The 24713-nt window shown below is 64.2% G+C and carries 24 protein-coding genes; 9 read left to right on the top strand and 15 right to left on the bottom strand.

The window, feature by feature from the left end; all coding sequences use genetic code 11:
* Positions 1-18: 18 nt before the first annotated feature.
* Genes IPK75_14435 through IPK75_14425 form a run of 3 tightly spaced genes read right to left on the bottom strand, consistent with a single transcriptional unit; the run spans position 19 to position 3488 of the window.
* Positions 19-1392 carry a sigma 54-interacting transcriptional regulator gene (locus tag IPK75_14435; protein MBK8199548.1) on the bottom strand — a complete coding sequence of 458 codons (1374 nt, stop codon included), beginning with the start codon at positions 1390-1392 and terminating at the stop codon, positions 19-21.
* A gap of 1 nt (position 1393) precedes the next feature.
* Complete coding sequence (locus IPK75_14430; protein ID MBK8199547.1) at positions 1394-2455, bottom strand: PAS domain-containing protein; 1062 nt, start codon at positions 2453-2455, stop codon at positions 1394-1396.
* Between the two features lies 1 nt (position 2456).
* Positions 2457-3488, bottom strand: coding sequence for a tRNA-dihydrouridine synthase (locus IPK75_14425; protein MBK8199546.1), 1032 nt, complete (start codon positions 3486-3488; stop codon positions 2457-2459).
* A gap of 85 nt (positions 3489-3573) precedes the next feature.
* Between IPK75_14425 and ispF the strand changes: the two genes are divergently transcribed.
* The 3 genes from ispF (at position 3574) to IPK75_14410 (ending at position 6074) form a co-directional block, all read left to right on the top strand.
* Entirely contained in the window at positions 3574-4707 is a 1134-nt protein-coding gene (gene ispF, locus IPK75_14420; protein ID MBK8199545.1) for a 2-C-methyl-D-erythritol 2,4-cyclodiphosphate synthase, read from the top strand.
* A 69-nt stretch (positions 4708-4776) separates the two neighbouring features.
* On the top strand, positions 4777-5562 hold the full coding sequence (locus IPK75_14415) for an enoyl-CoA hydratase/isomerase family protein (protein ID MBK8199544.1): 786 nt from the start codon (positions 4777-4779) through the stop codon (positions 5560-5562).
* 20 nt (positions 5563-5582) lie between these two features.
* On the top strand, positions 5583-6074 hold the full coding sequence (locus IPK75_14410) for a CinA family protein (protein MBK8199543.1): 492 nt from the start codon (positions 5583-5585) through the stop codon (positions 6072-6074).
* Here IPK75_14410 and IPK75_14405 read toward each other — a convergent pair.
* Both IPK75_14405 and lipA read right to left on the bottom strand, forming a co-directional pair.
* On the bottom strand, positions 6052-6525 hold the full coding sequence (locus IPK75_14405; GenBank protein MBK8199542.1) for a type II toxin-antitoxin system RatA family toxin: 474 nt from the start codon (positions 6523-6525) through the stop codon (positions 6052-6054). The genes IPK75_14410 and IPK75_14405 overlap by 23 nt on opposite strands.
* Positions 6526-6528: 3 nt before the next feature.
* Positions 6529-7497: a lipoyl synthase gene (gene lipA, locus IPK75_14400; GenBank protein MBK8199541.1), complete on the bottom strand. Its 969-nt coding sequence runs from the start codon at positions 7495-7497 to the stop codon at positions 6529-6531.
* 149 nt (positions 7498-7646) lie between these two features.
* Here lipA and IPK75_14395 point away from each other — a divergent pair, with 149 nt between their 5' ends.
* A complete protein-coding gene (locus IPK75_14395) occupies positions 7647-9233 on the top strand; it encodes an AMP-binding protein (GenBank protein ID MBK8199540.1) in 1587 nt (528 codons plus the stop codon).
* Here IPK75_14395 and IPK75_14390 read toward each other — a convergent pair.
* Together IPK75_14390 and IPK75_14385 are read right to left on the bottom strand one after the other, a co-directional pair.
* Positions 9230-10036, bottom strand: coding sequence for an alpha/beta fold hydrolase (locus tag IPK75_14390; protein MBK8199539.1), 807 nt, complete (start codon positions 10034-10036; stop codon positions 9230-9232). The two genes, IPK75_14395 and IPK75_14390, sit on opposite strands and share 4 nt — an antisense overlap.
* 52 nt (positions 10037-10088) lie before the next feature.
* Positions 10089-11777 (bottom strand): alpha/beta fold hydrolase, encoded by a 1689-nt coding sequence (locus IPK75_14385; GenBank protein MBK8199538.1) that lies wholly within the window; start codon positions 11775-11777, stop codon positions 10089-10091.
* Positions 11778-11935: 158 nt separating this feature from the next.
* On the opposite strand from IPK75_14385, the gene IPK75_14380 reads away from it, so the two are divergent.
* A complete protein-coding gene (locus IPK75_14380) occupies positions 11936-12568 on the top strand; it encodes a TetR/AcrR family transcriptional regulator (GenBank protein MBK8199537.1) in 633 nt (210 codons plus the stop codon).
* A 35-nt stretch (positions 12569-12603) separates the two neighbouring features.
* Here IPK75_14380 and IPK75_14375 read toward each other — a convergent pair whose 3' ends face one another.
* Positions 12604-13425 (bottom strand): phasin family protein, encoded by an 822-nt coding sequence (locus IPK75_14375; protein MBK8199536.1) that lies wholly within the window; start codon positions 13423-13425, stop codon positions 12604-12606.
* 146 nt (positions 13426-13571) lie between these two features.
* Here IPK75_14375 and IPK75_14370 point away from each other — a divergent pair, with 146 nt between their 5' ends.
* Complete coding sequence (locus IPK75_14370) at positions 13572-14261, top strand: dienelactone hydrolase family protein (protein MBK8199535.1); 690 nt, start codon at positions 13572-13574, stop codon at positions 14259-14261.
* 32 nt (positions 14262-14293) lie between these two features.
* On the opposite strand, the gene phoB is transcribed toward IPK75_14370, so the two are convergent.
* Genes phoB through pstC form a run of 5 tightly spaced genes read right to left on the bottom strand, consistent with a single transcriptional unit; the run spans position 14294 to position 19532 of the window.
* Entirely contained in the window at positions 14294-14980 is a 687-nt protein-coding gene (gene phoB, locus IPK75_14365) for a phosphate regulon transcriptional regulator PhoB (GenBank protein MBK8199534.1), read from the bottom strand.
* 38 nt (positions 14981-15018) lie between these two features.
* Positions 15019-15705 (bottom strand): phosphate signaling complex protein PhoU, encoded by a 687-nt coding sequence (phoU, locus tag IPK75_14360; protein ID MBK8199533.1) that lies wholly within the window; start codon positions 15703-15705, stop codon positions 15019-15021.
* 11 nt (positions 15706-15716) lie between these two features.
* Positions 15717-16526 carry a phosphate ABC transporter ATP-binding protein gene (locus tag IPK75_14355; GenBank protein ID MBK8199532.1) on the bottom strand — a complete coding sequence of 270 codons (810 nt, stop codon included), beginning with the start codon at positions 16524-16526 and terminating at the stop codon, positions 15717-15719.
* Positions 16527-16543: 17 nt separating this feature from the next.
* Positions 16544-18124: a phosphate ABC transporter permease PstA gene (gene pstA, locus IPK75_14350; GenBank protein ID MBK8199531.1), complete on the bottom strand. Its 1581-nt coding sequence runs from the start codon at positions 18122-18124 to the stop codon at positions 16544-16546.
* Positions 18117-19532, bottom strand: coding sequence for a phosphate ABC transporter permease subunit PstC (gene pstC, locus IPK75_14345; protein ID MBK8199530.1), 1416 nt, complete (start codon positions 19530-19532; stop codon positions 18117-18119). Before pstC ends, pstA begins: the two co-directional genes overlap by 8 nt.
* A 130-nt stretch (positions 19533-19662) precedes the next feature.
* Between pstC and hslV the strand changes: the two genes are divergently transcribed.
* The 3 genes from hslV (at position 19663) to hslU (ending at position 22737) form a co-directional block, all read left to right on the top strand.
* Positions 19663-20220 (top strand): ATP-dependent protease subunit HslV, encoded by a 558-nt coding sequence (gene hslV, locus IPK75_14340; protein MBK8199529.1) that lies wholly within the window; start codon positions 19663-19665, stop codon positions 20218-20220.
* Complete coding sequence (locus tag IPK75_14335; protein MBK8199528.1) at positions 20213-21334, top strand: hypothetical protein; 1122 nt, start codon at positions 20213-20215, stop codon at positions 21332-21334. Before hslV ends, IPK75_14335 begins: the two co-directional genes overlap by 8 nt.
* 95 nt (positions 21335-21429) lie before the next feature.
* A complete protein-coding gene (hslU, locus tag IPK75_14330; GenBank protein MBK8199527.1) occupies positions 21430-22737 on the top strand; it encodes an ATP-dependent protease ATPase subunit HslU in 1308 nt (435 codons plus the stop codon).
* Positions 22738-22842: 105 nt separating this feature from the next.
* Here hslU and IPK75_14325 read toward each other — a convergent pair whose 3' ends face one another.
* Together IPK75_14325 and IPK75_14320 are read right to left on the bottom strand one after the other, a co-directional pair.
* Complete coding sequence (locus IPK75_14325) at positions 22843-24270, bottom strand: amidase (GenBank protein ID MBK8199526.1); 1428 nt, start codon at positions 24268-24270, stop codon at positions 22843-22845.
* A 73-nt stretch (positions 24271-24343) separates the two neighbouring features.
* Positions 24344-24682 (bottom strand): helix-turn-helix transcriptional regulator, encoded by a 339-nt coding sequence (locus IPK75_14320; protein ID MBK8199525.1) that lies wholly within the window; start codon positions 24680-24682, stop codon positions 24344-24346.
* Positions 24683-24713: the final 31 nt, after the last annotated feature.

The raw sequence follows: 24713 nt of genomic DNA, 5'->3' as shown, positions 1-24713 counted from the left end.
GTATTTACGGCTCGTCAATCAGTCTTCTGCAATTCCCAAGGCGTTGATCTTTGCCCGCAGCGTATTGCGGTTCATCCCGAGCAACTGGGCTGCCTTCACCTTGTTGCCGGACGTCACCGACAGGGCGAGGCGGATCAGGGGGCGCTCTACCCGGTCGATCACCGAGCTGTGGACCATCGAGTCGCCGTTTTCGCCGCCCGATACCAGGTCGCCCATGACATAGCGATGCAGCAGCGCCTCGACCTCAGCTTCGAACCCGGCATGCCCGCCCGCCTGCTCCGACGCGCCCATCCGCATCTCGCGTTCGACGTCGAGCAAGGTGATGATCGTATCCGAGCTGAGCACCGCGAGGCGGATCACGAGATTTTCAAGTTCGCGCACGTTCCCCGGCCAGTCATAGGCCGCCATCAGGTCGAGCGCTGATTTCTCGAACGTGCGCGCGGCAAGCCCCTGGCGCTGGGCACGTATCAGGAAGGCGCGGGCGAGCTCGGGGATGTCTTCCTTGCGGTGACGCAAAGGCGGGATCGACAGGCGCATGACGTTGAGGCGGTAGAACAGGTCCTCGCGGAACTTCCCCTCCTCCACCAGCTTGCCGAGATTGCGCCGCGTTGACGCGATCAGTCGAGCGCCGCCGGGCTCCCGGAGCAGCTTCACAAGTTGCGCCTGTGCCTCGGCCGGCAGGTCGCCGATCTCGTCCAGGTAAAGCGTGCCGCCCTTCAGGTGAACGGCGCCGTCGGTGCCGTTGACGCCGAACAGTTCCTTGTTGATCTCGGCGGCCGGCATGGCCGCCAGATCCAGCGCAATGAACTTGCCATTTTTTGAATGGCCGAGCTGGTGGATCGCCCGGGCGGCGAGTTCCTTGCCGGTTCCGCTTTCGCCTTCGATCAGCACCGTCAGGTCGGTGTTCATCACTTTTGCGATCAACCGGTAGACTTCCTGCATCGCATCCGACCGCCCGATCAGCGGCAAGCCTGCGTCCTGGACGGCCTTCTGGGCCTCCGGGTGAATCAGCCGTTCGATGTTGGGCGAAGACTTGAGCGCACGGCGCACGAGGCTGGACAGAACGTCGATGTCGAACGGTTTCGGAAGGTAGTCAAATGCACCATGCTCGGCCGCCGACGCCGCCGTCAGGATCGTGTTCTGGCCGCTCATCACAATGAACGGCAGGTCGGGGCGCGCCAGCTTCATGGATGGCAAGAGGTCGAAGATCGACGTGTCGCCCAGATAGACGTCGGTGACGACCACATCCCCCTCGCCATTGCGCACCCAGCGTTGCAGTGCATCCGGCGAACTCGTCGCGCGCACTTCATAACCGGCCGACACAAGGGTCTGGTTGACGATCAGGCGAATGCTGGCGTCATCTTCGGCGAGCAATACGGTCTTGTCGGCCATGTCAGCCGGCCTCCACGAGTGGCAAAAGAACTGTGAACCGGGTTGCCCCGGGCTGGCTGTCGACGCGGATCTGTCCGCCATGAGCCGCCACAACTTCACTCACGACCGACAGCCCAAGTCCACGACCACCCGACTTCGAGCTCTGGAAAACATCAAAAATGGTCGCTTGGCGTTCACGCGGGATTCCTTGCCCGTTGTCTTCGAAAGAAATCAGCATCGCTCGCCGCAGTCCCGACCCGAGCCGAGCCTGGCGCATGGCCAGTCCCGCCGCATAGGCCGTGCGCACCACCACTTCTCCGCCCCGTCCCGCTTCCGACGCCGCCTCGGCTGCATTGCGGATGATGTTCTGGAAGGCTTGCTGGAGATGATCGGGGTCTGCCTGCACGTCCGGCAGCGACGGATCAAAATCGCGCCGGAACTCGATCTTCGGTCCCATTGCCGCGCGCTCGGCGGCGATCACCTTGTCGAGCAAGGCGTGCACGTTGCAGTTCTGCATGCGCGGCGCCGAGAACAGCTCGAACGCCGAGAGCCGGTTCACCAGCCGCTCGATGCGCCGCGCCTCGTCCTTGATGATATCCAGCAGTTCCGCCTGCTCGGTCAGCCCCTGACGCTCCAGCAGCTGGGCGGCGCCAATGATCCCGGCAAGCGGGTTCTTCACTTCGTGACCGAGTATCCGGCCAAACCCGGCTGCGCCGGCGATACCTTCGGACGGATCGCGGGCCGGCGCTTCGCCGAGCACCAGGATGAATTCATTGCCGTCCACACTGCGTACGCGCACGTCACAGATCGTGCGCACGGGCACGGATGGGCCGGAGATCGGCGTCGACGGCGCCGTGATTTCGGCAGGCTCACGCGCCGCGCGGTCGATCAGCTCGAACAGCGGCGAGTCGTGATAGATCACCTCGCTGAGCGGGCGGTCGACCAGCGCGCGCCGCGATAGCTGCAGCAGCGCCTCGGCGGCAGGATTCACATTGCAGATGCGGCGCCGCGCATCGATATGCACCAGCGCAACGGGCGCGAGTTCGGACAGGTTTGCAGGCCGTGTCTGGTCCATGGTCGGCATTTCACACCAGCTCCTGAGGAATTCTTTCCAGATAGACGCCGCGCAGCGCGCGTATCAGCTCGTCGCCGGTCTCGATGCGGCAGAGCGATCCGCGCAGCGCCCGGCGCTCGGCCGGCGGCAAGTCGCGCTCAAGATGATCGATCGCCGCCGACACATGCTTGCGCACCATCCTCAGCCCCAAGCCTGCGCCGTAGAGCGCAATCGAATCCGACACCTGCTCGGCAAGACTGTCGAACTGCTCGGCCAATGGCGGTGGGCGCCAGCGTTGCCCGTCGAGCGCCGCGGCAATCTCGCCGGCGATCCACGACCGGCCCATCGCTGCGCGCCCTACCATCACGCCCCAGGCACCGGACTGCGCAAGCGCCTCGCGCGCCGAGGCAGGACTGTCGATATCGCCATTCACTATCACCGGCAGGGCAACGGCTTCCACGGTCGCCCGAACGGCCGTCCAATCGGCAGCGCCAGTGTAGAACTGGCAGCGCGTACGGCCATGAACGGTGAGCATCCGGACGCCTTTGCGCTCCGCAATCTGCCCAAGCTCCGGCGCATTGAGGTGTGCATCGTCCCAGCCGAGCCGCATCTTCAATGTGACTGGCCGGGCGCCGGCGCCTTCGATGGCGGCATCGATGATTTCGCCGGCCAACGGCAAATCCCGCATCAGGGCCGATCCCGACTGGCCGCCGGTGACTTCCTTGGAGGGGCAGCCCATGTTGATATCGATGACATCCACACCGGCTTCGGCCATCAGCCGCGCGCCTTGCAGCATGTCGTCAGGCCGGCGCGCCGCGAGCTGGACGATCCAGAACCCGGCTCCTTCATGGCGGCAGGTGCGCCGGACCACATCAGGTCGCGCCTTGGCCAGCGTTTCGCCGGCGACCATTTCCGACACCACGGCCGGCGCCCCAAAGCGCACCGCCTGCCGCCGCATCGGGGCATCGGTGGCGCCGGACATCGGCGCAAGCCAAACGCGAGGTGCCTGAAAATTGATCATTACGCTATCTTCACAACTTTCGACGCGCGGGCAAGCGCACAAATCATGGGCAGCCCAAATTTCAAGCAGAAGGCGAGTTTGTGCGACCATATAGTCACAGAACGGATGCTCCTCTAGAAGCGCCCCGATGACTCGCGTTGCAGCCCTGATCGTCGCCGGAGGCCAAGGCAGCCGGACCAAGAGCGATATGCCGAAGCAATGGCAGTCGCTGCTCGGCAGGCGCGTCGTCGACTGGTCGATCGACACGTTCAGCGCCCATCCGGCGATTGCCGACATCGTGGTCGTGGCAGCGCCCGAACTGGGCGAGCCAAAACCCGGCCAGCGCTACCTTCGCGCCGAGCCAGGCGAAACACGCACCCTTTCCGTCTTGAGCGGTCTTGCCGCAATCGAAGCGCCCGACGACACCATCGTACTGATCCACGACGCCGCCCGCCCGGGTATCGACGCTGAGACAATATCGGCGCTCATCGCCGCGCTGGCCGATCACGACGCGGCGGCTCCGGCGTTGCAGGTTGCCGATGCCCTGAAGCGACCGCTCGCCGAAGGCGGCCTCGAGACAATCGACCGGGCAAACCTTCAACGAGTGCAGACGCCTCAGGCGTTCCGCCTTCGCGCGATCCGCACGGCGCTCGCCGCATCACCCGGCGCGCTGGTGGACGACCTCGCAGCTCTGGAAGGCAGCGGCGCCCGGATCGCGCTCGTCCCCGGCGCGCTGCATCTTTCGAAAATTACCTATGCCGAGGACTTTGACCTGATGACCCGCCTTCTCGCCCCGACCGGCACGCCGCGCGTCGGCAAGGGTTTCGATGTCCATGAATTCGAACCCGGCAGCCAAGTCACGCTGTGCGGCGTCGCCATCCCCCACGTTGCCAAGCTGAAGGGCCATTCGGACGCCGACGCCGGTTGGCACGCTCTCACAGACGCGATCCTCGGCGCCGTCGCTCTCGGCGACATCGGCGACCACTTCCCGCCGTCCGATGACCGGTGGAAAAATGCCGACAGCGGCATCTTCCTGAAGCACGCGCAGGAACTCGCCGCTGCCAAAGGATACCGGATCGACAGCTGCGACATCACCGTGATCTGCGAGGCGCCGAAAGTGAAGCCGCACCGCGAGGCCATGAGGGTGCGAACCGCCGACCTCCTGGGCTTGCCGCTCGATGCCGTAAGCGTGAAGGCGACGACCACCGAGGGGTTGGGCTTCACGGGCCGCCGCGAAGGCATCGCCGCAGAGGCCATCGCGGTGCTCGCCCCGGCACGCTGACCCGGCGGCAGGATTTTCACCCTTCCCGCTTCGTGACACTCTCCGGCAAAAGATAACGGGAGAAGCGCCATGTCCGACATCCTGCTGAAGCAGCAACACGGTCACGTCACCGTGCTCACGTTGAACCGGCCCGAGGCGATGAACTCGCTCGACTATGAGCTCTATGATGCCCTGGAAGATGCCGTGCGCACGTCTGATGCGCGCGCCATCATCATCACTGGCTCCGGCACCCGCGCCTTCTGCTCGGGTGATGACGTAAAGAAAATCCTCTCCAAGGGCGCGCCGGTCACGCCGGAGCGGGCGGCAAAGGCGAAAGACACCGGCGGGCTCACACCGGCCGCCGACGCCCTTCTGCACACGGACATTCCTGTAATTGCCGCGATCAACGGATTCGCGCTCGGCTGGGGCGCGGAACTGTCGATCATGGCCGACATCCGCGTCATGGCAGACACGGCCAAGTGGGGCGAGATCTTCGTCAAGCGCGGCCTTTGCTGCGATGCGCCGGGCCTTGGCCGTCTCGCCCAGATCGTCGGGCGCGAGAAGGCGAGCGAGCTGCTGTTCACCGGCGACATCATCACCGCGCAGGAAGCGAAAGAGATCGGCCTCGTTGGCCGGGTTGTGCCGCAGGAAGACTTGCTGCCGACTGCGCTTGGCATCGCCGAGAAGATCGCCGCCAATCCGCCGCAGGCAGTGCGCGCGCTGAAAGCCGGCCTGCGCCGCACGCTGGACCCCGACTGGCGCGACACTGGCAAATGGGCGATCACCGAAATCCGCAAGCTGATGCAGACCGAAGACGCCAAGGAAAGCGCCGCCGCCTTCATCGAGAAGCGCGATCCGGTCTTCACGGGCCGCTAGCGGGCCTGTAAGCAATGAGCATGTTTCCAGAACGCCTGCGCAATTTCGCCATGCTGCTGCTCGACGACGCCGAGCAGGCGCGCCTGAAGATCGCCACCGCTGAAAGCTGCACAGGCGGGCTGCTGGCGGCGCTGTTCACCGAAATCCCTGGCTCATCATCCGTGTTTGAGCGCGGCTTTGTGACCTATTCGAACCGCGCCAAGGAAGAGATGCTTGGCGTGCCCGGTGACGCGCTGGCCGACTATGGCGCAGTTTCCGAACCGGTCGCGCGCATGATGGCCGAGGGCGCGCTCGGCAACAGCCGCGCCAACATCGCAGTCGGCATCACCGGCGTCGCCGGCCCCGGCGGCGGCACGAAAATGAAACCGGTCGGCACGGTGCATATCGCCTGCGCCCGCGAGAACCGCGCGATCATCCACGAGCATCTGCAGCTGGGCGAGATCAGCCGCGACGCGATCCGCATGGCTGCGGTGGAGACAGCGATGAACCTTATTCAGGCGCAGATGCGCTAGACCTGCCGAAGCGTTTCTGCGCTTCAACCAGAAACGCATTCAGGATTCGGTCCGTGGCCAGATCATGGTTTGCCGCCGCCAGGAAGCCGATGACCGGATTGCGGAACTCATAATCGATTTCCAGCGAGATATCCGTCGCGCCGCCGACGGTCTCGAAGATGCGCCACTCGGCAAAGAGCTTTCGGAACGGGCCGCGCACCAAGGACGCGGTCACGCGCCTTGCAGGCTCGTCCGCGACCACCTGCGTGGTGAAGCGCTCGGTGAAGCCCTTGAAGCCGACGACCGCTTCCCCCTGGCATTCGCGCACCCCGGCGCCAATCTCCCGCGCGCCGGTGACGCGCATTGCCGTGATCCATTTTATGAAATCCGGATAGCGCGCGATGTCGGAAACCAGCGCGAAGCAATCCGCGGGTCCGTAGGGAACACGGAGCGTTTTCGAAAAGCGCGGCATGCCTCAGGCGCGGGCTGCCAGCTGAGCCGCGCGCGCGGCGCGCAGGCGCTCGAAGTCTTCACCGGCATGGTGGCTGGAACGCGTCAGCGGGCTCGCCGAGACCATCAGGAAGCCTTTGGCGCGCGCGATCTCTTCATACGCCTTGAACTCGTCCGGCGTGACGAACCGGTCGATGGCGGCGTGTTTGCGGGTCGGCTGCAGGTATTGGCCAATGGTGATGAAGTCGACACCGGCCGAGCGCATGTCGTCCATCACCTGCATCACCTCTTCCTTGGTCTCGCCGAGGCCGACCATAAGGCCGGACTTGGTGAACTGCGACGGGTCGCGGTCTTTCACCTTCTGGAGGAGGCGGAGCGAGTGGAAATACCGCGCGCCAGGGCGGATCGAGAGATAGAGGCGCGGCACGGTTTCGAGGTTGTGGTTGAACACGTCCGGCTTCGCATCGATGACGCGGTTCTCCCAGCCATCCTTGCGCAGGAAGTCCGGTGTCAGGATTTCGATGGTCGCGCCAGGCGCCTGCCGGCGGATCGATTCAATGGTGTGGACGAAGTGCATCGCGCCGCCATCTTCGAGGTCATCGCGGTCAACGGAGGTGATCACGACATGGCTGAGGCCCATCTCGGCCACGGCCTCGCCCACGCGGCGCGGCTCGTCGGCGTCAACGCCCGGTTTAGGCTTGCCGGTCGCCACGTTGCAGAAGGAACAGGCGCGGGTGCACACCTCGCCGAGAATCATCATCGTCGCGTGCTTCTTGTCCCAGCACTCCCCGATGTTGGGGCAGCCGGCCTCTTCGCAAACCGTCACCAGTCCTTTCGACTTCACGATCTGCCGCGTTGCAGCATAGCCTTCGGAGGTCGGTGCCTTGACGCGGATCCAGTCCGGCTTTCGCATCAAGGGTGTATCCGGACGCCCCTGTTTCTCGGGGTGACGGGGCCGCGGCGCAGAGTTTTTCAGGTCGATGAGGTTTGCCATTGGCGCCAAAATGGCGCCCACAGCCCGATTCAGCAAGCCGCTCATTGCGCAGGCTGCATATGCAGTCTTGCAATATCGCTTGCTTGCATGTCGCTAGATGACAGAATGTTACACAAAACTACGGGAAGAAACGAGTCAGGGCCAACCCGATGCAGCAAACCCTCCAGCCGCTGGTGCCGGCGCCGCTGAAGTACCAGCCCGAACGCGCCCGAACCAACCTGTTCTCCGGCCTCCTGCGCGCCGCGCGGGAGTTCGGCCCGAACAAGGCGATCGTCGTCGACGGCGACGAACGTATCCTCACCTACAAGGAGATCATCCGGGCGTCCTTCGGGCTCGGATCGGCGCTGAAGAAGGGGACCAAGCGCGGCGAATCGGTTGGCGTGATGCTGCCGACGGGCGCCGGCTCGGTGATCGCCTTCTTTGCCCTCACCGCCTATGGCCGCGTGCCCGCCATGCTGAATTTCACCGCCGGCTCGCGGAACCTGAAATCCGCCATGCGCGCCGCCAAGGTGAAGCGCCTCGTCACCGCCCACAAGTTCGTCGAACTCGGCGGCCTCGAAAACCTGGTCGCGGAACTCGGCAAGTCGGTCGAGATCGTCTACCTTGAGGACGTTCGCGAGAAGCTGTCGATCGTCGACAAGCTCGCGGGTCTCGCCGGGCCCTCCCTGCCGACGTTCATTGGCGCCGGCCTGAGCTACAAGCAACCTGGCGTCATCCTGTTCACGTCCGGCACCGAAGGCGATCCGAAGGGCGTCGTGCTGAGCCATGAGAACGTCATGGCCAATATCGAACAGGTCCGCGCCCATATCGGCCTTAGTCCGGATACGGATGTCGTGTTCAACCCGCTGCCGACCTTCCACTGCTTCGGCCTCACGGTGGGCGCGCTCCTGCCACCAATGGCGGGCGTGAAGGTGATGTTCCACCCTTCCCCGCTCCAGCCAAAGGAAATCGTCCGGCGGATTCGCGAAGGCAGCGCAACCATCCTGCTCGCCACCGACGCGTTCATTTCGCAATATGCGCGAACGGCCAGCGACGGCGACATGGATTCCATTCGCCTCGCCGTTTGCGGCGCTGAGCGCGTGAAGGACGAAACGCGCGACTACGTGCGCCGCAAGTTCAACATCGAAATCCTGGAAGGCTACGGCGCCACCGAAGCTTCGCCGGTTGTTGCCGCGAACCAGTGGGAACACAACAAACCCGGCACGGTCGGCAAGCTGATGGCCGAGATGGAATCGAAGCTGGTGCCGGTTGCCGGCATGCCCGAGGGCGGCCGCCTGCACATTCGCGGGCCGAACATCATGTTGGGCTATGTGCGCGCCACCAACCCCGGCGCCATCGAGCGCCTGCCCGGCGGCTGGCACGATACCGGCGACATTGTCGACATCGACTCCGAGGGCTTCATCAAGATCCTTGGCCGCGTAAAGCGCTTTGCCAAGATCGGCGGCGAGATGGTGTCGCTGGCGGTGGTCGAAAACTGCGCCGCGGCGGTCTGGCCCGACCACCTGCATGCAGCTGTCACCCTCCCCGACCCCAAGAAGGGCGAGCAGGTCGTCCTGCTCAGCGAGGCGCCGGATGCTGCCCGCACGCCGATCCTCACCTGGGCGCAATCACATGGCGTGCCGGAAATCTCCGTGCCCCGCCGCGTATTCAAGGTGTCGCAGATTCCGGTTCTGGGGACCGGCAAGGTCGACTACGGCGCCGTGCGCACCGAAGCCGAGCGCCTGATGAACGACTAGGCCGCCCGGCCTGCCTGCATCGCCGGCGCCTCAAGGAAGCGATTGATCTCGTCGGCCGTTTCCTGCGCGCGCGTCACGATGAACAGGTGGCCGGCATCTTCCACCACATAGAGGCGGGCATCCGGCAGAGCCCAGGTCAGGATCTGGCCATTCACCAGAGGCACGATGCTGTCCTTGTCGCCCATCATCACCAGCGTCGGCATTTTCAGGAAGCGGATGAACGGCAGGCTCGACCAGCCAGCGAAGGCCAGCAGCTGGTAGATGTAGCCCTTCGGGTCAGGTGGCATCAGGTTGTTGATGTGGCTTCCGGCAGACTCATCGGCCATGTCGCCGTACAGTTTCGCAAAATTCTCGCGCATGAATTCCGGATCGGAATACCGGCGCGTATCGACCATCTTTGACAGCGACGCCGGCCGCCCGGGCACCATCGTCATGCCGGATGACGTCGCGCAGAGGACAAGCTTGCCGACCCGGTTGCGATACTGGAACGCATACTGCTGGGCGAGCGCGCCGCCCCAGGAAACACCCATCACGTCAACGACATCGAGCCCGAACCCATCAGCGAGCTTGCGGGCCCAGCGCGCCGCCATCCAGTGCCGGTAGGGCCACTGGGTAACGGGGCTAAGGCCGACTCCCGGCACGTCGAATGTCAGGATCGCCCGGTCGGGGAACATGTCGCCCAGACCGCCGGTCAGTTCGAGATTGGCGCCGATACCGTTGAAGAACAGCAGCGGCGTTGCATCACCCCCCTCCGGCGCCGGCCAGAACGCCGTCCGCAGTTGGACGCCATCGACGTCCTGCATGGTGATTTCCGGCTTGCGTATCATGCGGGCCATGACGTTCCTGTATCTGATTCTAGTCGTTGAAAACGTACCGGCCCGGCGCAGCGTATTGCGGCGGGAAAGCTGCGTTGCCAACTTCCGCCGGCGCGGTCTTGAGCGTGCCGGCGCGTTCCTTGAGCCATTCACCCCAGCGCGGCCACCAAGAGCCGTTGTGCTCCTCAGCGCTCGCCGCCCATTCATCCGGCGTCGGCTTCATCTGTGTGCTGCGGAAGTACTTCGCCTTCGGATTGCCCGGGGGGTTGATCAGGGACTGCAGGTGACCGCTCGACGACAACACGAACTCGACATTCTTCGAGCCAAGCAGAGCCGGTGTCCGGTAGCAGGCCTTCCAGGGCGTGATGTGATCGGTCAGGCCGGCCACGACGAACGCGTCCGCGGTGACCTTGCGAAGATCCGCAACATGGCCGGCCACTTCCACCGTACCCGGATGGTCAAACGGCTGGTGCAGCGCAATGTCGAGATAGTCGGAATGCAGCTGCGCCGGCAGGTTCGTCGTGTCATTGTTCCAGAACAACACGTCATACGGCGGCGGGTCTTCGCCCATCAGGTAGTTGTTGACTACATAGTTCCAGATCAGGTCGTTGGGGCGCATCCATGCAAACATCCGGGCAAGGTCGTCGCCTTTCAGGATGCCCCGTGCCTTGGACATTTTCCGCGCGATCTCGAGGCTGCCGTCCGAGACGATCTGCCCGATATCGCTGTCTTCTTTCTGCGGGTTCAGCACGCACACCATGAAGGTGACCGCGTTGATCCGCTTGTCACCGGCGGCAGCCAGCAGGCTGGCAAATGTCGCGGTGGTGATGCCGCCGGAACAGGCGCCGGACACATTCAGTTTCGGCGACTTGGTGATCTTGCGCACCACTTCGCTCGCCTGCACCAGGCTGTCGATGTAATCCGAGAGGCCCCAGCCCCGATGCTCCTTTTGCGGATTGCGCCAAGAGATGACGAACGTCTGCTGTTCCATCGCCAGCAGGAACTGGACCATCGACGTCATCGGCGTCAGGTCCATCGCGTAGAACTTGTTGATCTGCGGCGGAATGATCAGGATCGGCGTTTTGTAGACCTTCTCCGTGGTCGGAGCATACTGGATCAGCTCCAGCATCTCGTTCTTCCAGACAACCGAGCCCTTGGAAACGGCGAGGTTCTCGCCGACCTTGAACGGACGCTTGTCGACCTGCGCCGGCAGGCCGCCATTCTTGGTGAGGTCGTCGTAGAGGTTCTTCATCCCCTTCAGCAGGGAGAGGCCGCCCGAATCAACGACGCGCTTGGTCGCGGCCGGATTGCCGAGCAGCGTGTTCGTCGGCGCCATCGCATCCGTGATCATACCCATCACGAACTTCGCGCGCGCATGTTCCAGCTCGCTCATCTTGATGTCGCTGACCCACTCGTGCAGGTGTTCCTGCGTGGCAAGAAAAGCCTGCATGCCCCGCTTGTAGAAGGGGTTGTGCTCCCAGGCAGGATCCTTGAACCGGCGGTCCTTCTTGTCGGCCGCGCGCTCCGACTTGCCGAGCAGGATCTGCGTGTTCTCCGCCATGATCTTGCGCGCCGCCTTGGCCGTGGTCACCGGGTTGGTTACCGACGAGCGCAGCATCATCGCGACAGCGCCCAGCAATTCCTGCCGGTTGATCCCGCCCAGAAGGGGGTTCAGTGCGGTGGTGCTTTGCGCCGCATTCTGGGCGATTTCGTCTTTTGGTGTCGTCATTCTCAGTCCCTCCCAGGTGCCGCCGGTCTCTCCTGGCAGAGGTCCGCCAGTGGCCGGTCTAGCCGTGTTCCCTTGCCATCCGGCAAAAAGATCGTGGTAAAATTACTCCGAAAATTCGTTCCACAGTCAGATTTTGGTGTCAAACTGCCTGTCTGGCCATGAAAACGCGCGACCGGATACTTGAAGTCAGCCTCCTTCTCTTCAACGAGGAAGGAGAAAGCGGGCTGTCGTCTGTAGACGTCGCCAACGCGCTCGAGATCAGCCCGGGCAACCTTTACTACCATTTCAAGGGCAAGGACGCGATCAACCGCGCCCTGTTCGACCGGTTTGAAGAGGAAATGCGCGTCATCCTGCGCGGCTCCAGGGGCGGGCTCGCCTCGCTCGAGGACAATTGGGTGTATATCTACATCCTGCTCGAGGAAATTTACGACTTCCGCTTCTTCTACCGCGACCTCGCCGGCCTGCTCGCCCGCTACCCGGACCTGGCAGTTCGGTTCCGCAGCCTTGTCGCGGCCAAGCGCCAGACGATCGACCGTATCCTGACAGACCTCGAGCGCCTTCAGCTCTTGTCCATCGATGGACGGCTCAAGGAACCGCTGATCGACCAGATCATCATGACGCTGACCTTCTGGCTCGCGGGCGATGCTCTGACCAAAGAGGTCCATGACGGCCCTGCCCTCATCCACAAGACGGTGTTCCAGGTAATGTGCCTGATGGTGCCCTACATGGGCGAAACAGGACCTGCCGCGCTCGGCCGCATGATCCGGCATTTCGACGAAACGAAAGGATAAGGGCGAGCCGGTCCGGCCCGCCCCTTCCGTTTCAGTTACGCCGTGGCTTTCGCCAGTTTCGACCACTCGGCTTTCGCCACGCGGCCACGGCCGGCCACTTTCGTGTCGAGCGCTTCGAGTTCAGCCTTCTTGAGGGCTGCCAGTTGGGCAAACCGGGTCAGGCCTTCTGCGTTGAGTTTCTTGGCCAGCGCAGGGCCGATGCCGTTGGCTTGCGTCAGGTCGTCTGCGCCTTCCGGCGCGGCGAAAGCGGCTTTCACGGCTTTCGTCGTTTTCTTGGCCGCCTTGCGGGCAGTCTTGGCGACTTCGGCGCCGGTCTCACCGGCAACCGCTTCGATTTCCGAGGTCAGGCGGGCAAGACGGGCCTTGAGGTCCGCATCGCCAACCTTGGCGCGGGCTTTCGATGTGACAGCCGCCACGTCGTCTTCCAGTTTCTCGACTTTGCGGGCAATCGTGTCGCGCACGGTGTTGAAACCGCTGACGCCGAGCAGGCCGCGCATGCGGTCGAGGCGGGCTTCGAACTGATCGCGGGCCTGGACCTGCATGTCGCGCACCGATTCAAGCGTCTTGGCGACCTGTTTCGTCGCGCCTGCAACGCGCTCATCAGCCGCCAGGCGCGCCCGGACGTCATGCTCGATTTCCGAACCGCGTTTCACGAGGTCTTCGAACATGTCAGCCGATTGCTTGTTCAGCACGTTGGCGCTGGCAATCGCGCCGTCATAGGCCTTGCCGTAGGCGCCGACGCCTGCGAGCCAGATCTTGTAAGCCATTTCGGTCGACTGGGCTTCAACTTGCTTGCCGACGGCAGCGGCTTTGGCGCGGGCTGCGGAGGCGGTGGACTTCGTGGTTTTCTTCGCCATGAGGGGCTCCTTTGCGAGAGAGGATGAGTTCATGCCGCCCCGTTTAGGGAAAAAGTCTAGAAAGCGCATACTAATCGCGGTTTGCCTTGAAATGGCAGGCAGATGCGCCCTATCCACTCTGCGACACACAGAGAGAGGAACCTCCCATGAGCGCAGTGGACTACACCGTCGATGGCCAGACCTATGAAGGCTACTTCCTGAAACCGGCCGGCAAGCCAAACGCACCGCTCGTGGTCATCTGCCACAACTGGGCCGGCTGCGGCGCCAATGAGAAACAGAAGGCTGAAATCATCGCCAGCGAATTCGGCTACAACGCCTTCGCGATCGACGTCTACGGCAAGGGCAAACGCGGCAACACACAGGCCGAATGCGAAGGCCTGATGTATCCGCTGGTCGGCGACCGCGCCGAGCTCCAGAAGCGCCTCGCCGGCGGTATTGCGGCTGCCAAGGCCCACTCCGGCGCCTCGAAGACGGCTGCCATCGGCTTCTGCTTCGGCGGGCTTTGCGTGCTCGACATGGCGCGCGCGGGCATGGATGTGCTCGGGGTCGCGTCCTTCCACGGCCTGTTTCGCCCGGCCGAGAATATCCCGGCGCCCAAGATCAAGACGAAGGTTCTGATTGAGCACGGCTGGAACGATCCCATGGCGACGCCGGAAGACGTACTCGCCATCACGAAGGAATTCGCCGGGTCTGACTGGCAACTGCATGCGCACGGCCTCGCCACGCACGCCTTCACGACCGTTGGTGCCACGGGCGACGCCACGCAATATCATGCGGACACGGATCGGCGCAGCTTTGCCTACCTGAAAACCTTCCTCGCGGAAGTGTTCGCCTGAAGCCTTGAGGCGGGAGCCGTCCGCGGCTCCCGTCAGTCTTCCCGCAGCGCGTAGCCCGCGGACCGCACCGTGCGGATCGGATCATCCCCGCCATTCTGGCGCAGCGCCTTGCGCAGGCGGCCGACATGCACGTCCACGGTGCGCGCCTCGACATACACGTCAGATCCCCAGACCGTGTCGAGCAGCTGTTCGCGCGAGAACACTCGCCCCGGGTGCTGCATGAAATAATCCAGCAGCCGGAACTCGGTCGGGCCTAGGTGGATGTCGCCGCCTTTGCGCGTCACGCGGTGCGCCACACGGTCGATCTCGATATCGCCGACCGCGAGGCGGTCTTCCTTCAGGCCGGGCCTGATCCGGCGCAGCACGGCGCGCACGCGCGCCATCAGCTCGGTCGTGGAAAACGGCTTGGTGACGTAATCGTCCGCCCCCGTATCAAGTCCGCGGATACGGTCACTCTCCTCGCCGCGCGCCGTCAGCATGATGATCGGCAGGTTGGGGTTCGCCCCGCCCGTACGAACCCGCCGGCAGATCTCGATGCCGCTGACCTTCGGCAACATCCAGTCCAGCAGCAGCAGGTCCGGCGTGCGCTCGTCGATCATGATCAGCGTTTCCTCGCCGTCTCCGGCGATCCCGACGTCGTAATCTTCCTTGCGGAGATTGTAGAGCAACAGCTCGGATACGGCCTTCTCGTCTTCTGCGATCAGCACATACGGTTTCATGGGGTCGGCTCCAATATTCCGGCGCGGCCCTTCAAGGCCTAGACCTGGTTTTGTTTGGGTCGCTGAAGTTCGGAGAGGTAGTCCCCGACGACCTGGTAATAGACGAACTCGGCGATGTTGGTGCAGTGGTCGCCGATCCGCTCGAGGTTCTTCGCCATGAAGAGCATGTGCGCCCCGGCGCTGATGCGGCGCGGATCCTCGATCAGGTAAGTCAGCATCTCGCGGAAAACCGAATTGTAGTGATGGTCGATGTCGTCGTCCGAACTCCAGACGGCCAGCGCCTTGTCCGCGCTCGCCGAGGCGTAGGCGTTCAGCACTTCGCGCAACTGGCGTGACACCGGCTGCGCCATCCGCATGATGGCGTTGCGCATCTCGACGTTGACGTTCTCGTCAAGCCGCTGGGCACGCTTGGCGATGTTCTTAGACAGGTCGCCGATCCGTTCCAGCTCGCTGGATATCTTCAGGGCCGAGAGGATCATGCGCAGATCGTGGCCCATCGGCTGGCGCCGCGCGATGATCGACACGATCTGGCGTTCCGCATCGGCTTCGATCGCATCCACCAGCGGATCGCGCGCGACCACTTCCTTGGCGAGCTCCAGGTCGTTCGCCCCCAGGGCGCGGCTGGCATCGGCAATCATCGTCTCGACGATGCCGCCCATCTTCATGATCTCGCCCGACAGGCGCTCAAGCTCTTCGGAATAGGCCGAAACGATATGATCAGACATGCGTGCCTCGCTCAGCCGAACCGGCCGGTGATATAGTCTTCTGTGCGCTTCTCGCGCGGGTTGGTGAAGATCTGGTTGGTGTCGCCCAGCTCCACCAGGTTTCCGAGATGGAAGAACGCCGTGCGCTGCGACACGCGCGCCGCCTGCTGCATGGAGTGCGTCACGATCACGATGCAGTAACGATTGCGCAACTCGTCGATCAGTTCCTCGATGCGCGCCGTCGCAATCGGGTCAAGCGCCGAGCACGGCTCGTCCATCAGGATCACTTCCGGCTGCACCGCAATTGCGCGCGCAATGCACAGGCGCTGCTGCTGGCCGCCCGAAAGCCCCGTACCCGGAGCATTCAACCGGTCCTTCACCTCTTCCCAAAGACCCGCCCGGCGAAGGCTCTTCTCGACAATCGCGTCGAGGTCTTCGCGGCCATTTGCGAGCCCGTGGATGCGCGGGCCGTAGGCGATATTGTCATAGATCGATTTCGGGAACGGGTTCGGCTTCTGGAACACCATGCCCACGCGTGACCGCAGCAGCACCGGGTCGACATCAGCGTCGTTGATGTTCTCGCCGTCCATCAGGATCTCGCCCTCGACCCGGCAATTCTCGATCGTGTCGTTCATCCGGTTGAGGCAGCGCAGGAAGGTCGACTTTCCGCAACCCGACGGACCGATCAGCGCCGTGACCGCCCGGTCCGGGAAGCTCATCGACACATCGTGGATCGCCTGCGCCTCGCCGTAGAACACCTTGATGTTCCGGCAATCCATCCGCGGCGCCGACGCCTCGCCGGTGATCGGAAGCGTCAGGCTGTCTTCGAGAACACCCGGCATACCCTGGCCCGTATCCATCACCATCTCCGTTCGTACTTGCGCCGCAGGAATACCACGAGGCCGTTCATCAACAAAAGGAAAGCCAGGAGCACGACGATCATTGCAGACGTCAGCGGCTCCCAGGCACGTTCAGCATTGTTCGACCAGCTGAAGATCAGCACCGGCATCACGGTCGACTCGTCCATCGGGCTCTTCGGCACATCGCCCACGAAAGCCACCATCCCGATAAGCAGCAGCGGCGCGGTCTCGCCCAGCGCGCGGGCCATGCCGAGGATGGCGCCGGTCAGGATGCCGGGCGCCGCGAGCGGCACGACATGGTGGAACACCGTCTGCATTTGAGACGCGCCGACCGCCAGCGCCCCGGAGCGCACCGAAGGCGGCACCGCCTTCAGCGCCGCGCGCGAGGCGATGATCACGACCGGGAAAGTCATCAGCGCGAGCACCAGTCCGCCTACGAGCGGCGCGGATCGGGGCATCCCCAGGAAATTTATGTACAGCGCCGCGCCCAGCAGGCCGAACACGATCGAAGGCACCGCGGCGAGGTTGTTGATGTTCACCTCGATGAATTCGGTCACGCGGTTACGCGGCGCGAATTCTTCCAGGTAAACCGCCGCGAGAATGCCGATCGGCATCGCCACCAGCGCGGTCACGAACATTGTCAGCAGCGAACCGACAATCGCAGACAGGCCGCCGGCGAGCTCCGGATAGGTGCTGTCGGAATTCGTCAGCAGCGAGAAGCGCGGCACGCGGCTGATGCGGCCCATGTCCTTCAGCGCGAGCGTCCAGGCGATCTGACGGTCGGTGATGGTGCGCTCGGATTCCGGCGCCGCGATAATGCGGGCATCCGGGCGCACGTTTGCAAAATCCGACGCGCGGCCGGTCAGCAGCTCCAGCGTCGCGCTGTCCGCCGTCATCGCCGTGAGGCGCCCGGTCGAGGCGCCTGCCGTCAGCAGGACTGCCGGGTCAGCCGCCCCGTCGAGCAGGCCCGCGCGAACAACGGCGCGCGCCGCGTTGATCGATGAGAACGCGCCCGGACCTGACAGCTGATAGGCGCCTTCGCCCGCGCCCGCGACGCTGGCGATGGCGCCGGCCTTCACCTTGCGCTCCTGCACGCCCTGCCCCTTGAGGTACAGGTCGAGGTCGTCGTTCAGCGGCGCACGCAAGGTGATCTCGCTGCCGACAAGTTCCGGGTTCTTCGCCACCATCCGGGCGGTCGGCAGAACCGCTAGCCGCGTGACGAAGTCAGACAATTCGCGGCGCGCGTTCCGATCGGCTTCAGCTTCCGGGAAGGTCGCCATCAGGTTGTCTCGCACGAGGCCGTAGAAACCATCGACGTTGCGCGCGATGTCGGCCGCGCTGTTGGCGCCCTCGGGCGCAATCACCGCCGGATCCAGCGTGATGTCGTAGCGGACGACGTTATAGGTCGCTGCCGACACCGCCTGCGTGCCGATGGTCACCACCAGAACCGCAAGCGCGCCGAGCGCCACGAGGATCGCGCTGAGCCCGTAATAGCGGAACCGGCCGTCGGCTGCGCGGCGGCGTTTCAGGTGCTTGGCTGCCGCGGCAGACTTGTTCGGGGTGCGGACGGTATCAGTCATACTTTTCCCGGTATTTCTTCACCACGCGCAGGGCGATCACGTTGAAGATCAGCGTGACGATGAACAGCACGAGGCCGAGCGCAAAGGCCGACAGGGTCTTGGGATCGTCAAAGCCCGTCTCGCCGGTCATCAGCGATACGATCTGCACCGTGATCGTTGTCAGGTCGGAGGTCGGGTCCATTGAGATCCGCGCACTCTTGCCGGCCGCCATCACGACGATCATCGTCTCACCGATGGCGCGCGACACCGCGAGCAACAGCGCGGCAATGATACCCGGCAAGGCTGCGGGCACCACGACCTGCTTCACCGTTTCAGATTTCGTCGCGCCGAGCGCATAAGCCGCGTCGCGCAGGGTCTGCGGCACGGCGTTGATTACGTCGTCAGACAGCGACGACACGAATGGGATCACCATGATGCCCATGACAAGGCCGGCGGCGAGCGCGCTCGTCGGCTGCGCGGCAAGGATCGGCTCGCTGGCAAGGCCGTAGCGGATCGCGGCTTCGTTGATCAGGATGGCCAGCGCCCGGATGCCAGGGGCGACCACGAGCAAGGCGAAGAAGCCGTAGACGACGGTCGGGATGCCGGCGAGGATTTCAAGGATCGGCTTGATCCAGGCGCGCATGCGGGGCGAGGCGTATTCGGAGAGGAAGATTGCCGAGAACAGCCCGATCGGCGCCGCAACCAGCATGGCGATCAGCGCGATCATGAACGTGCCGAAGAACAGCGGCAGCGCGCCGAATTCTGCCTCGGTCTGGGCATTCCAGCGCGTACCCGTCAGGAAGTCCCAGGCCGAAACCTTCTGGAAGAACTGCAGGCTTTCATAGAGAAGCGACAGCACGATGCCGGCGGTCGTCGCGATGGCAACGCCGGCGCACAGGAACAACACGAGTTCCATGCCGTTCTCAACCAGCGCCCGGGCCCGGAATGCCGGTTTCAGGCGGGCCTGTGCCCAGAACATTCCGGCCGCAGCCAGCACACCGAGCAGCACCAGCGCGCCGGCATTCATCATGCCGCGCAGCTCAAGATACCGGTTGGTGATCGCCTGGAAGACGCGGTCCGTCCCCGCACTGGCGGCATTGCCCGCCGCGAGGCTCACCGAGTCGAGATAGCTTTGCAGCTGCGCCGAGGACAGCCGCGCGAACGACGACGGCAGCTCGCGCGACAGCAGGCCGCGCGTCAGGTCTTCGGCGAACACGGCGTAGACGACGGCGATCAGGAAAACCGGCACGACGCTGCACATCGCCACGTAGTAGCCGTGGTAGTTGGGACGCGAATGCATGCGTACAGGCGACGCCAGCAACAGACGTTCGGCGCGGACCCGGCCGAGAAAGAACGCCGCCGAGCCAAAGACCGCGATCAGTGCGATCAGCAGCCAGCCCATGGGCAGTTGGCCGAGCTGTTGAAGCATGTCGAACCCTGTGGCCACCTCAGCCTTCCCTTAGGAGCCGTGTGCGACAGTTCTGTGACAGAACCGTCACAATTCCACATCAGGCTGCAATCCCTTGCGCGGGCGCGGCAAAGCCGCCACTTTCAACCGCATGACAACGCAAGAAAATTCCGGCCTGCCCTGGCACGGCACAACCGTCATCGCCGTCCGCAAGGGCCGCAAGCTGATCATGATGTCTGACGGCCAGGTCTCGATGGGGCCGACCATCATGAAGGGTAATGCTCGAAAGGTGCGCCGAATCGCGAACGGCGAAATCCTGGCCGGGTTCGCAGGGGCAACCGCCGATGCGTTCACGCTGTTCGAGCGGCTGGAACAGAAGCTGGAGCGGTTCCCCGGCCAGCTCCAGCGCGCCGCCGTGGAACTGGCCAAGGACTGGCGCACCGAGCGCTACCTGCAAAAGCTGGAAGCCCTGCTGATCGTCGCCGACAAGTCGAGCACGCTGGTGATCACCGGCTCAGGCGACGTGCTGGAGCCGGAACACCCGGTCGTCGCCATCGGTTCGGGCGGCAATTTCGCGCTCGCCGCTGCGCGCGGCCTCTATGAATACGAAGACGACGCCGAACTGATCGGTCGCAAGGCCATGCAGATCGCCGCCGACATCTGCGTTTACACGAATTCGCACTTCACGCTGGAAACCCTCGATGTTTGACCGGTCCGAAATCCGCGCCGCAGTCGAGGCCGGCATCCTCACCCGCGACCAGGCGAGCCGGCTGGAAGCCTTTCTCGCCAGCCGGGCCGACCCCGTCGTCAAGTCCGCCGCCGCGACCGACGAGAACCTTCGCTTCCTGAACAACTTCAACGACATCTTCATCACCATTGGCATCGTCATCCTCGCGATGGGCCTCACGGCCATCACCGGCCTCTTCTTCGGACCCCGGTTCATGTCGATGGTCACAGGCGGCAGCGTCGGCAGTTTCGGCGCGCTGATCCTGATGCCGGTCGCCGGCGTCATGTGGCTACTGGCCGAGTATTTCGGCCGGCGCCGGCGGATGCTGTTGCCGACGATGGCGTCGATCACGATCTTCACCCTGTATTCTGGCCTGTCCTTCGGCATGATCGCCAGCGGCATCACGGGGGCGAACGCCGAAACCGTCACCAGCTTCACCCAGGCCTGGGACACGCTTGGAAACACGGGCATGGGCACCTTCTTTGGCTGCGGCGCAGCAGCGGCCATCGCCTGGCTGCGCTTCCGCCTGCCCTTCTGCATGTTCCTGATCGCCGTGTCCGCCGCAGGCGCGGCTTACACCTTTGCCGGCTTCTTCGGCGATGCGGGCCTCGTGTTCGGCGGCTTCATGTCGATCCTGATCGGCCTTGCCACGCTGGCAACGGCAATATGGTTCGACCAGAAAGACCCCGGCCGGATCACGCGCCTGTCGGACAATGCGTTCTGGCTGCACGTCGCCGCCGCGCCGCAGATCATTCTCGGCCTCCGGGGCATGGTGATGGGCGCGCCGAACGCGACCCCCAGCACGCCGGAAGCCATCATCCTGCTCGCCTCCCTCGGCGCACTCGGCATCCTTTCTCTGGCGCTCAACCGGCGGGCGCTGGTCGTCTCCAGCCTGCTCAGCTTCTGGCTGGCGCTGGGCCAGGTCGTCGACGCGGTCGGCGGCGGCGGGTCGACGAGCTTCATCGCCACCACGCTGCTGCTCGGCACCGGCATCATCCTACTGGGCGGCGGCTGGCACTCGGCCCGCCGATGGGTCCTCGGCTTCATGCCGAAGACGGGTCTAGCGGGCCGCATTTTCCCGCCCGAACCGGCCTGAAAAAACACTCCACAACTTCTCCATAAAACAGCCTGTAGACTGGCCCTTCTTGTGGAGACTCCCATATCAGACCGAGACCTATCCAGACGGACCGAATGACCCAGCTGACACCCCGCGAAATCGTCGCCGAACTCGACCGCCACATCGTCGGTCAGAACGCCGCCAAGCGCGCCGTCGCCATCGCCCTGCGCAACCGGTGGCGCCGCAAGCAGGCGCCGGAAAACCTGCGCGGCGAGATCACGCCCAAGAACATCCTGATGATCGGGCCGACCGGCGTCGGCAAGACGGAAGTTTCCCGCCGGCTGGCCCGGCTTGCCAACGCGCCCTTCCTGAAGGTCGAGGCGACGAAGTTCACCGAGGTCGGCTATGTCGGCCGCGACGTCGAACAGATCGTGCGCGACCTTGTCGAAGCCGCCGTCGGCATGATCCGCGAGCAGAAACGCGGCGCCGTGACGAAAGCCGCACAGGACAAGGCGGAGGAGCGCCTGCTCGATGCGCTCGTCGGCGCCGAGGCGCAGAGCTCGACGCGCGAAGTATTCCGCCGCAAGCTTCGCGCCGGCGAGCTCGACGACAAGGAAGTCGACATCGATTTCGCCGAAACAGCCGGCAACCCGATGCAGATGTTCGACCTGCCGGGCCAGCAAGGCTCGATGAGCATGATCAACCTGTCGGAAATGCTCGGCAAGGCGATGTCGGGCCGGACGAAACGTGTACGGACAACCGTGAAGGACGCGTACAAGCCCCTCCTCACCGAAGAGGCCGACAAGCTGGTCGACGAGGAGCAAGTCGTGCGCGAGGCCATCGTCGCGGTCGAAGAAGACGGCATCGTCTTCCTCGACGAGATCGACAAGATCGCCGCCCGCAAGGATCGCGGCGGCGCCGATGTGAGCCGCGAAGGCGTGCAGCGCGACCTGCTGCCCCTCATCGAGGGCACGACGGTGTCGACCAAGCGCGGCGCGATCAAGACCGATCACATCCTCTTCATCGCCTCGGGCGCTTTCCATGTGTCGAAACCATCAGACCTCCTGCCCGAGTTGCAAGGGCGCCTGCCGATCCGCGTCGAGCTGGAACCGCTGACCCGCGACGACCTGCGCCGCATCATGGTGGAGCCCGAAGCGAGCCTGATCCGTCAGTATGAAGCACTGATGGCCGCCGAGAACGTGACGCTGGTGTTCGAGGACGCGGCGATTGACCGCCTCGCGGATCTCGCCGAAGCGGTGAACAAGTCTGTCGAGAATATCGGTGCCCGGAGACTGCAGACGGTGCTCGAGCGCCTGCTCGACGAGATCAGCTTCGACGCGCCGGACAAATCCGGCGAAACGTTCACGATCACCGCCGACTACGTCAACGAAAAGGTCGGCACGCTCGCAGGCAATGCGGACCTGTCGAAGTTTATTCTTTGACCATCCGTACACCGCTCACCCCCGCGAAGGCGGGGGTCTCGCGAGGTTCGAGCCTGACCCGATCCCCGCCTTCGCGGGGATGAGCGGAATATTAGTTGACCCCCCTCAATTCCAAACCGTCGGCCTTCTGTCCTTCCACGGACATTCTTTCTCCAGCTGTCCGGCGAGACGGAAGAGCGTCGCTTCGTCGCCGTACCGGCCGGAGTACATCATGGCGAGCGGCAGGCCGTCCGAGGTCTGCCAGAGCGGCAGGGACAGCGATGGCTGACCGGTGATGTTGTACGGCGGCGTGAACGGGAATGTCTTCGCCGAACGCTTGTCATAGTCCTTGATCTCGACGCCCAGCGGATCAAGCCAGTCAACCCTTGGCACCGCCGTGCCGAGGACGGGCGACAGGTGAACGTCGCAGTCTTCGAAGGTCGCCATCACCTGCCGGCTCATCAGGCGCAGCTGTTGCCAGGCCCACATCGCCTGCTGGCCGGTGATCTCGCGGCCGCGGTCATAGCCGCGCCGGGCGAGCGGGCCGATATCGTCGCCGGGTTCGCGGCCGATCGCTTCGACCATGCGGGCCATGCCGGCGGCGAAATTTGATCCCGAAACGATGGCCTGTGCCCGGTAGAATTGGCGCCAATCGATCTTGATGGCCTGCTCGCGCACATCATGGCCGAGCTGGGAGAGCAAGGTTGCCGTGCGCTCCAAAGCAGCCTGGATTTCCGGTTCGACCGGGCGGCCGCTGGGCGTTTCGCCGGACCAGAAGATCTTCAGCTTGCCCGGTGAACGGCTCACCTCTTCCAGGTAGGGACGCTCCTTGTACGGATAGGCATAGGGGCTGGCGGGCTCGGGATACCCTGTGGCATCCAGCATCGCCGCGCTGTCGCGCACCGTTCGCGAGACGACATGATCGACCGACAGGCCGATGGCGCGGTCGGAATCTTCGCCGCCATTCGGATTACGGTCGCGGGTGGGTTTCATGCCGACGAGACCGCAGCACGCCGCCGGGATACGGATCGAGCCGAGCCCGTCGCTGGCATGGGCAATCGGCACCATGCCGGAGGCTACCGCTGCCGCCGCGCCGCCGGAGGAGCCGCCCGAGACATGATCCGGGTTCCAGGGGTTGCGGCAGGCGCCGAGCCGGGCGGACTGGGTGACGCCCGGAATGCCGAATTCCGGTGTGTTGGTCTTGCCGGCGAGCACAAGCCCGGCGGCGCGGTATCGGCGCACCAGTTCGCTGTCGTCCGCATCGGAAGCGACTTCGGCATAGAAACTCGCCGAGGTGCGCGGCCAGCCTTTGACGCGCTGGCCGAGATCCTTGATCAGGAAGGGAACGCCCTTGAAGGGTCCGTCCGGCAGCGGCCCTTTCGCCGCTGCGCGCGCTTCGTCGAACGCCGTGTGAACGACGGCGTTCAGCGCCGGATTGTGGCGTTCGATCCGCTCGATCGCGGCATCGAGCAATTCAAGCGGCGTGACGTCGCCGGTGCGAACCAGCCCGGCAAGACCGAGGCCATCGAAGTTTGAAAACTCGGACATGTTCATGGCGCGGCGCTCCTCCTGATTTTTCAGGTATTGAGCGCCGGAATCCGGAGACTGTCCAGATCGCGCTTGGCGCCTAGGCCTTCGCCTCGCGACGGACGGGCATGTGTTTCCTGCCCCAGTCCTTCATGATGCGCAGCGCCGGGCGAAGTTCTTCGCCCTTCTCGGTCAGCACATAATCGTAGCGCTTGGGCGCGGAGGAATAGAGCCGGCGTTCGAGCACGCCTTCCTCGACGAGGCGCTTCAGGCGGTCGGCCAGGATATGCCGCGTCATGCCGCTCGACTCGGCAAATTCCTCGAACTTGGACTTGCCCAGGAAACAGTCGCGCAGGATCAGCAGGGTCCAGCGGTCGCCCACGACGGAGAGCGTGCGCGCGACCGGGCACCAGTTATCGGAAAGCTCTGACCATTTCATGGATGACACCTGTAACGCACTTTGCCATAGG

The organism is Acidobacteriota bacterium, assembly GCA_016712445.1.
Classification (GTDB): domain Bacteria; phylum Pseudomonadota; class Alphaproteobacteria; order Caulobacterales; family Hyphomonadaceae; genus Hyphomonas.
This window is presented reverse-complemented; position numbering and strand designations above follow the sequence as displayed.

Excerpts from the sequence above, each read along its gene's own strand:
- IPK75_14435 (MBK8199548.1), bottom strand. The coding sequence starts at position 1,392 with ATGGCCGACAAGACCGTATTGCTCGCCGAAGATGACGCCAGCATTCGC.
- IPK75_14430 (MBK8199547.1), bottom strand. The coding sequence starts at position 2,455 with ATGCCGACCATGGACCAGACACGGCCTGCAAACCTGTCCGAACTCGCG.
- ispF (MBK8199545.1), top strand. The coding sequence starts at position 3,574 with ATGACTCGCGTTGCAGCCCTGATCGTCGCCGGAGGCCAAGGCAGCCGG.
- IPK75_14415 (MBK8199544.1), top strand. The coding sequence starts at position 4,777 with ATGTCCGACATCCTGCTGAAGCAGCAACACGGTCACGTCACCGTGCTC.
- IPK75_14410 (MBK8199543.1), top strand. The coding sequence starts at position 5,583 with ATGTTTCCAGAACGCCTGCGCAATTTCGCCATGCTGCTGCTCGACGAC.
- IPK75_14405 (MBK8199542.1), bottom strand. The coding sequence starts at position 6,525 with ATGCCGCGCTTTTCGAAAACGCTCCGTGTTCCCTACGGACCCGCGGAT.
- lipA (MBK8199541.1), bottom strand. The coding sequence starts at position 7,497 with ATGGCAAACCTCATCGACCTGAAAAACTCTGCGCCGCGGCCCCGTCAC.
- IPK75_14395 (MBK8199540.1), top strand. The coding sequence starts at position 7,647 with ATGCAGCAAACCCTCCAGCCGCTGGTGCCGGCGCCGCTGAAGTACCAG.
- IPK75_14390 (MBK8199539.1), bottom strand. The coding sequence starts at position 10,036 with ATGCAGGACGTCGATGGCGTCCAACTGCGGACGGCGTTCTGGCCGGCG.
- IPK75_14385 (MBK8199538.1), bottom strand. The coding sequence starts at position 11,777 with ATGACGACACCAAAAGACGAAATCGCCCAGAATGCGGCGCAAAGCACC.
- IPK75_14380 (MBK8199537.1), top strand. The coding sequence starts at position 11,936 with ATGAAAACGCGCGACCGGATACTTGAAGTCAGCCTCCTTCTCTTCAAC.
- IPK75_14375 (MBK8199536.1), bottom strand. The coding sequence starts at position 13,425 with ATGGCGAAGAAAACCACGAAGTCCACCGCCTCCGCAGCCCGCGCCAAA.
- IPK75_14370 (MBK8199535.1), top strand. The coding sequence starts at position 13,572 with ATGAGCGCAGTGGACTACACCGTCGATGGCCAGACCTATGAAGGCTAC.
- phoB (MBK8199534.1), bottom strand. The coding sequence starts at position 14,980 with ATGAAACCGTATGTGCTGATCGCAGAAGACGAGAAGGCCGTATCCGAG.
- phoU (MBK8199533.1), bottom strand. The coding sequence starts at position 15,705 with ATGTCTGATCATATCGTTTCGGCCTATTCCGAAGAGCTTGAGCGCCTG.
- IPK75_14355 (MBK8199532.1), bottom strand. The coding sequence starts at position 16,526 with ATGCCGGGTGTTCTCGAAGACAGCCTGACGCTTCCGATCACCGGCGAG.
- pstA (MBK8199531.1), bottom strand. The coding sequence starts at position 18,124 with ATGACTGATACCGTCCGCACCCCGAACAAGTCTGCCGCGGCAGCCAAG.
- pstC (MBK8199530.1), bottom strand. The coding sequence starts at position 19,532 with ATGCTTCAACAGCTCGGCCAACTGCCCATGGGCTGGCTGCTGATCGCA.
- hslV (MBK8199529.1), top strand. The coding sequence starts at position 19,663 with ATGACAACGCAAGAAAATTCCGGCCTGCCCTGGCACGGCACAACCGTC.
- IPK75_14335 (MBK8199528.1), top strand. The coding sequence starts at position 20,213 with ATGTTTGACCGGTCCGAAATCCGCGCCGCAGTCGAGGCCGGCATCCTC.
- hslU (MBK8199527.1), top strand. The coding sequence starts at position 21,430 with ATGACCCAGCTGACACCCCGCGAAATCGTCGCCGAACTCGACCGCCAC.
- IPK75_14325 (MBK8199526.1), bottom strand. The coding sequence starts at position 24,270 with ATGAACATGTCCGAGTTTTCAAACTTCGATGGCCTCGGTCTTGCCGGG.
- IPK75_14320 (MBK8199525.1), bottom strand. The coding sequence starts at position 24,682 with ATGAAATGGTCAGAGCTTTCCGATAACTGGTGCCCGGTCGCGCGCACG.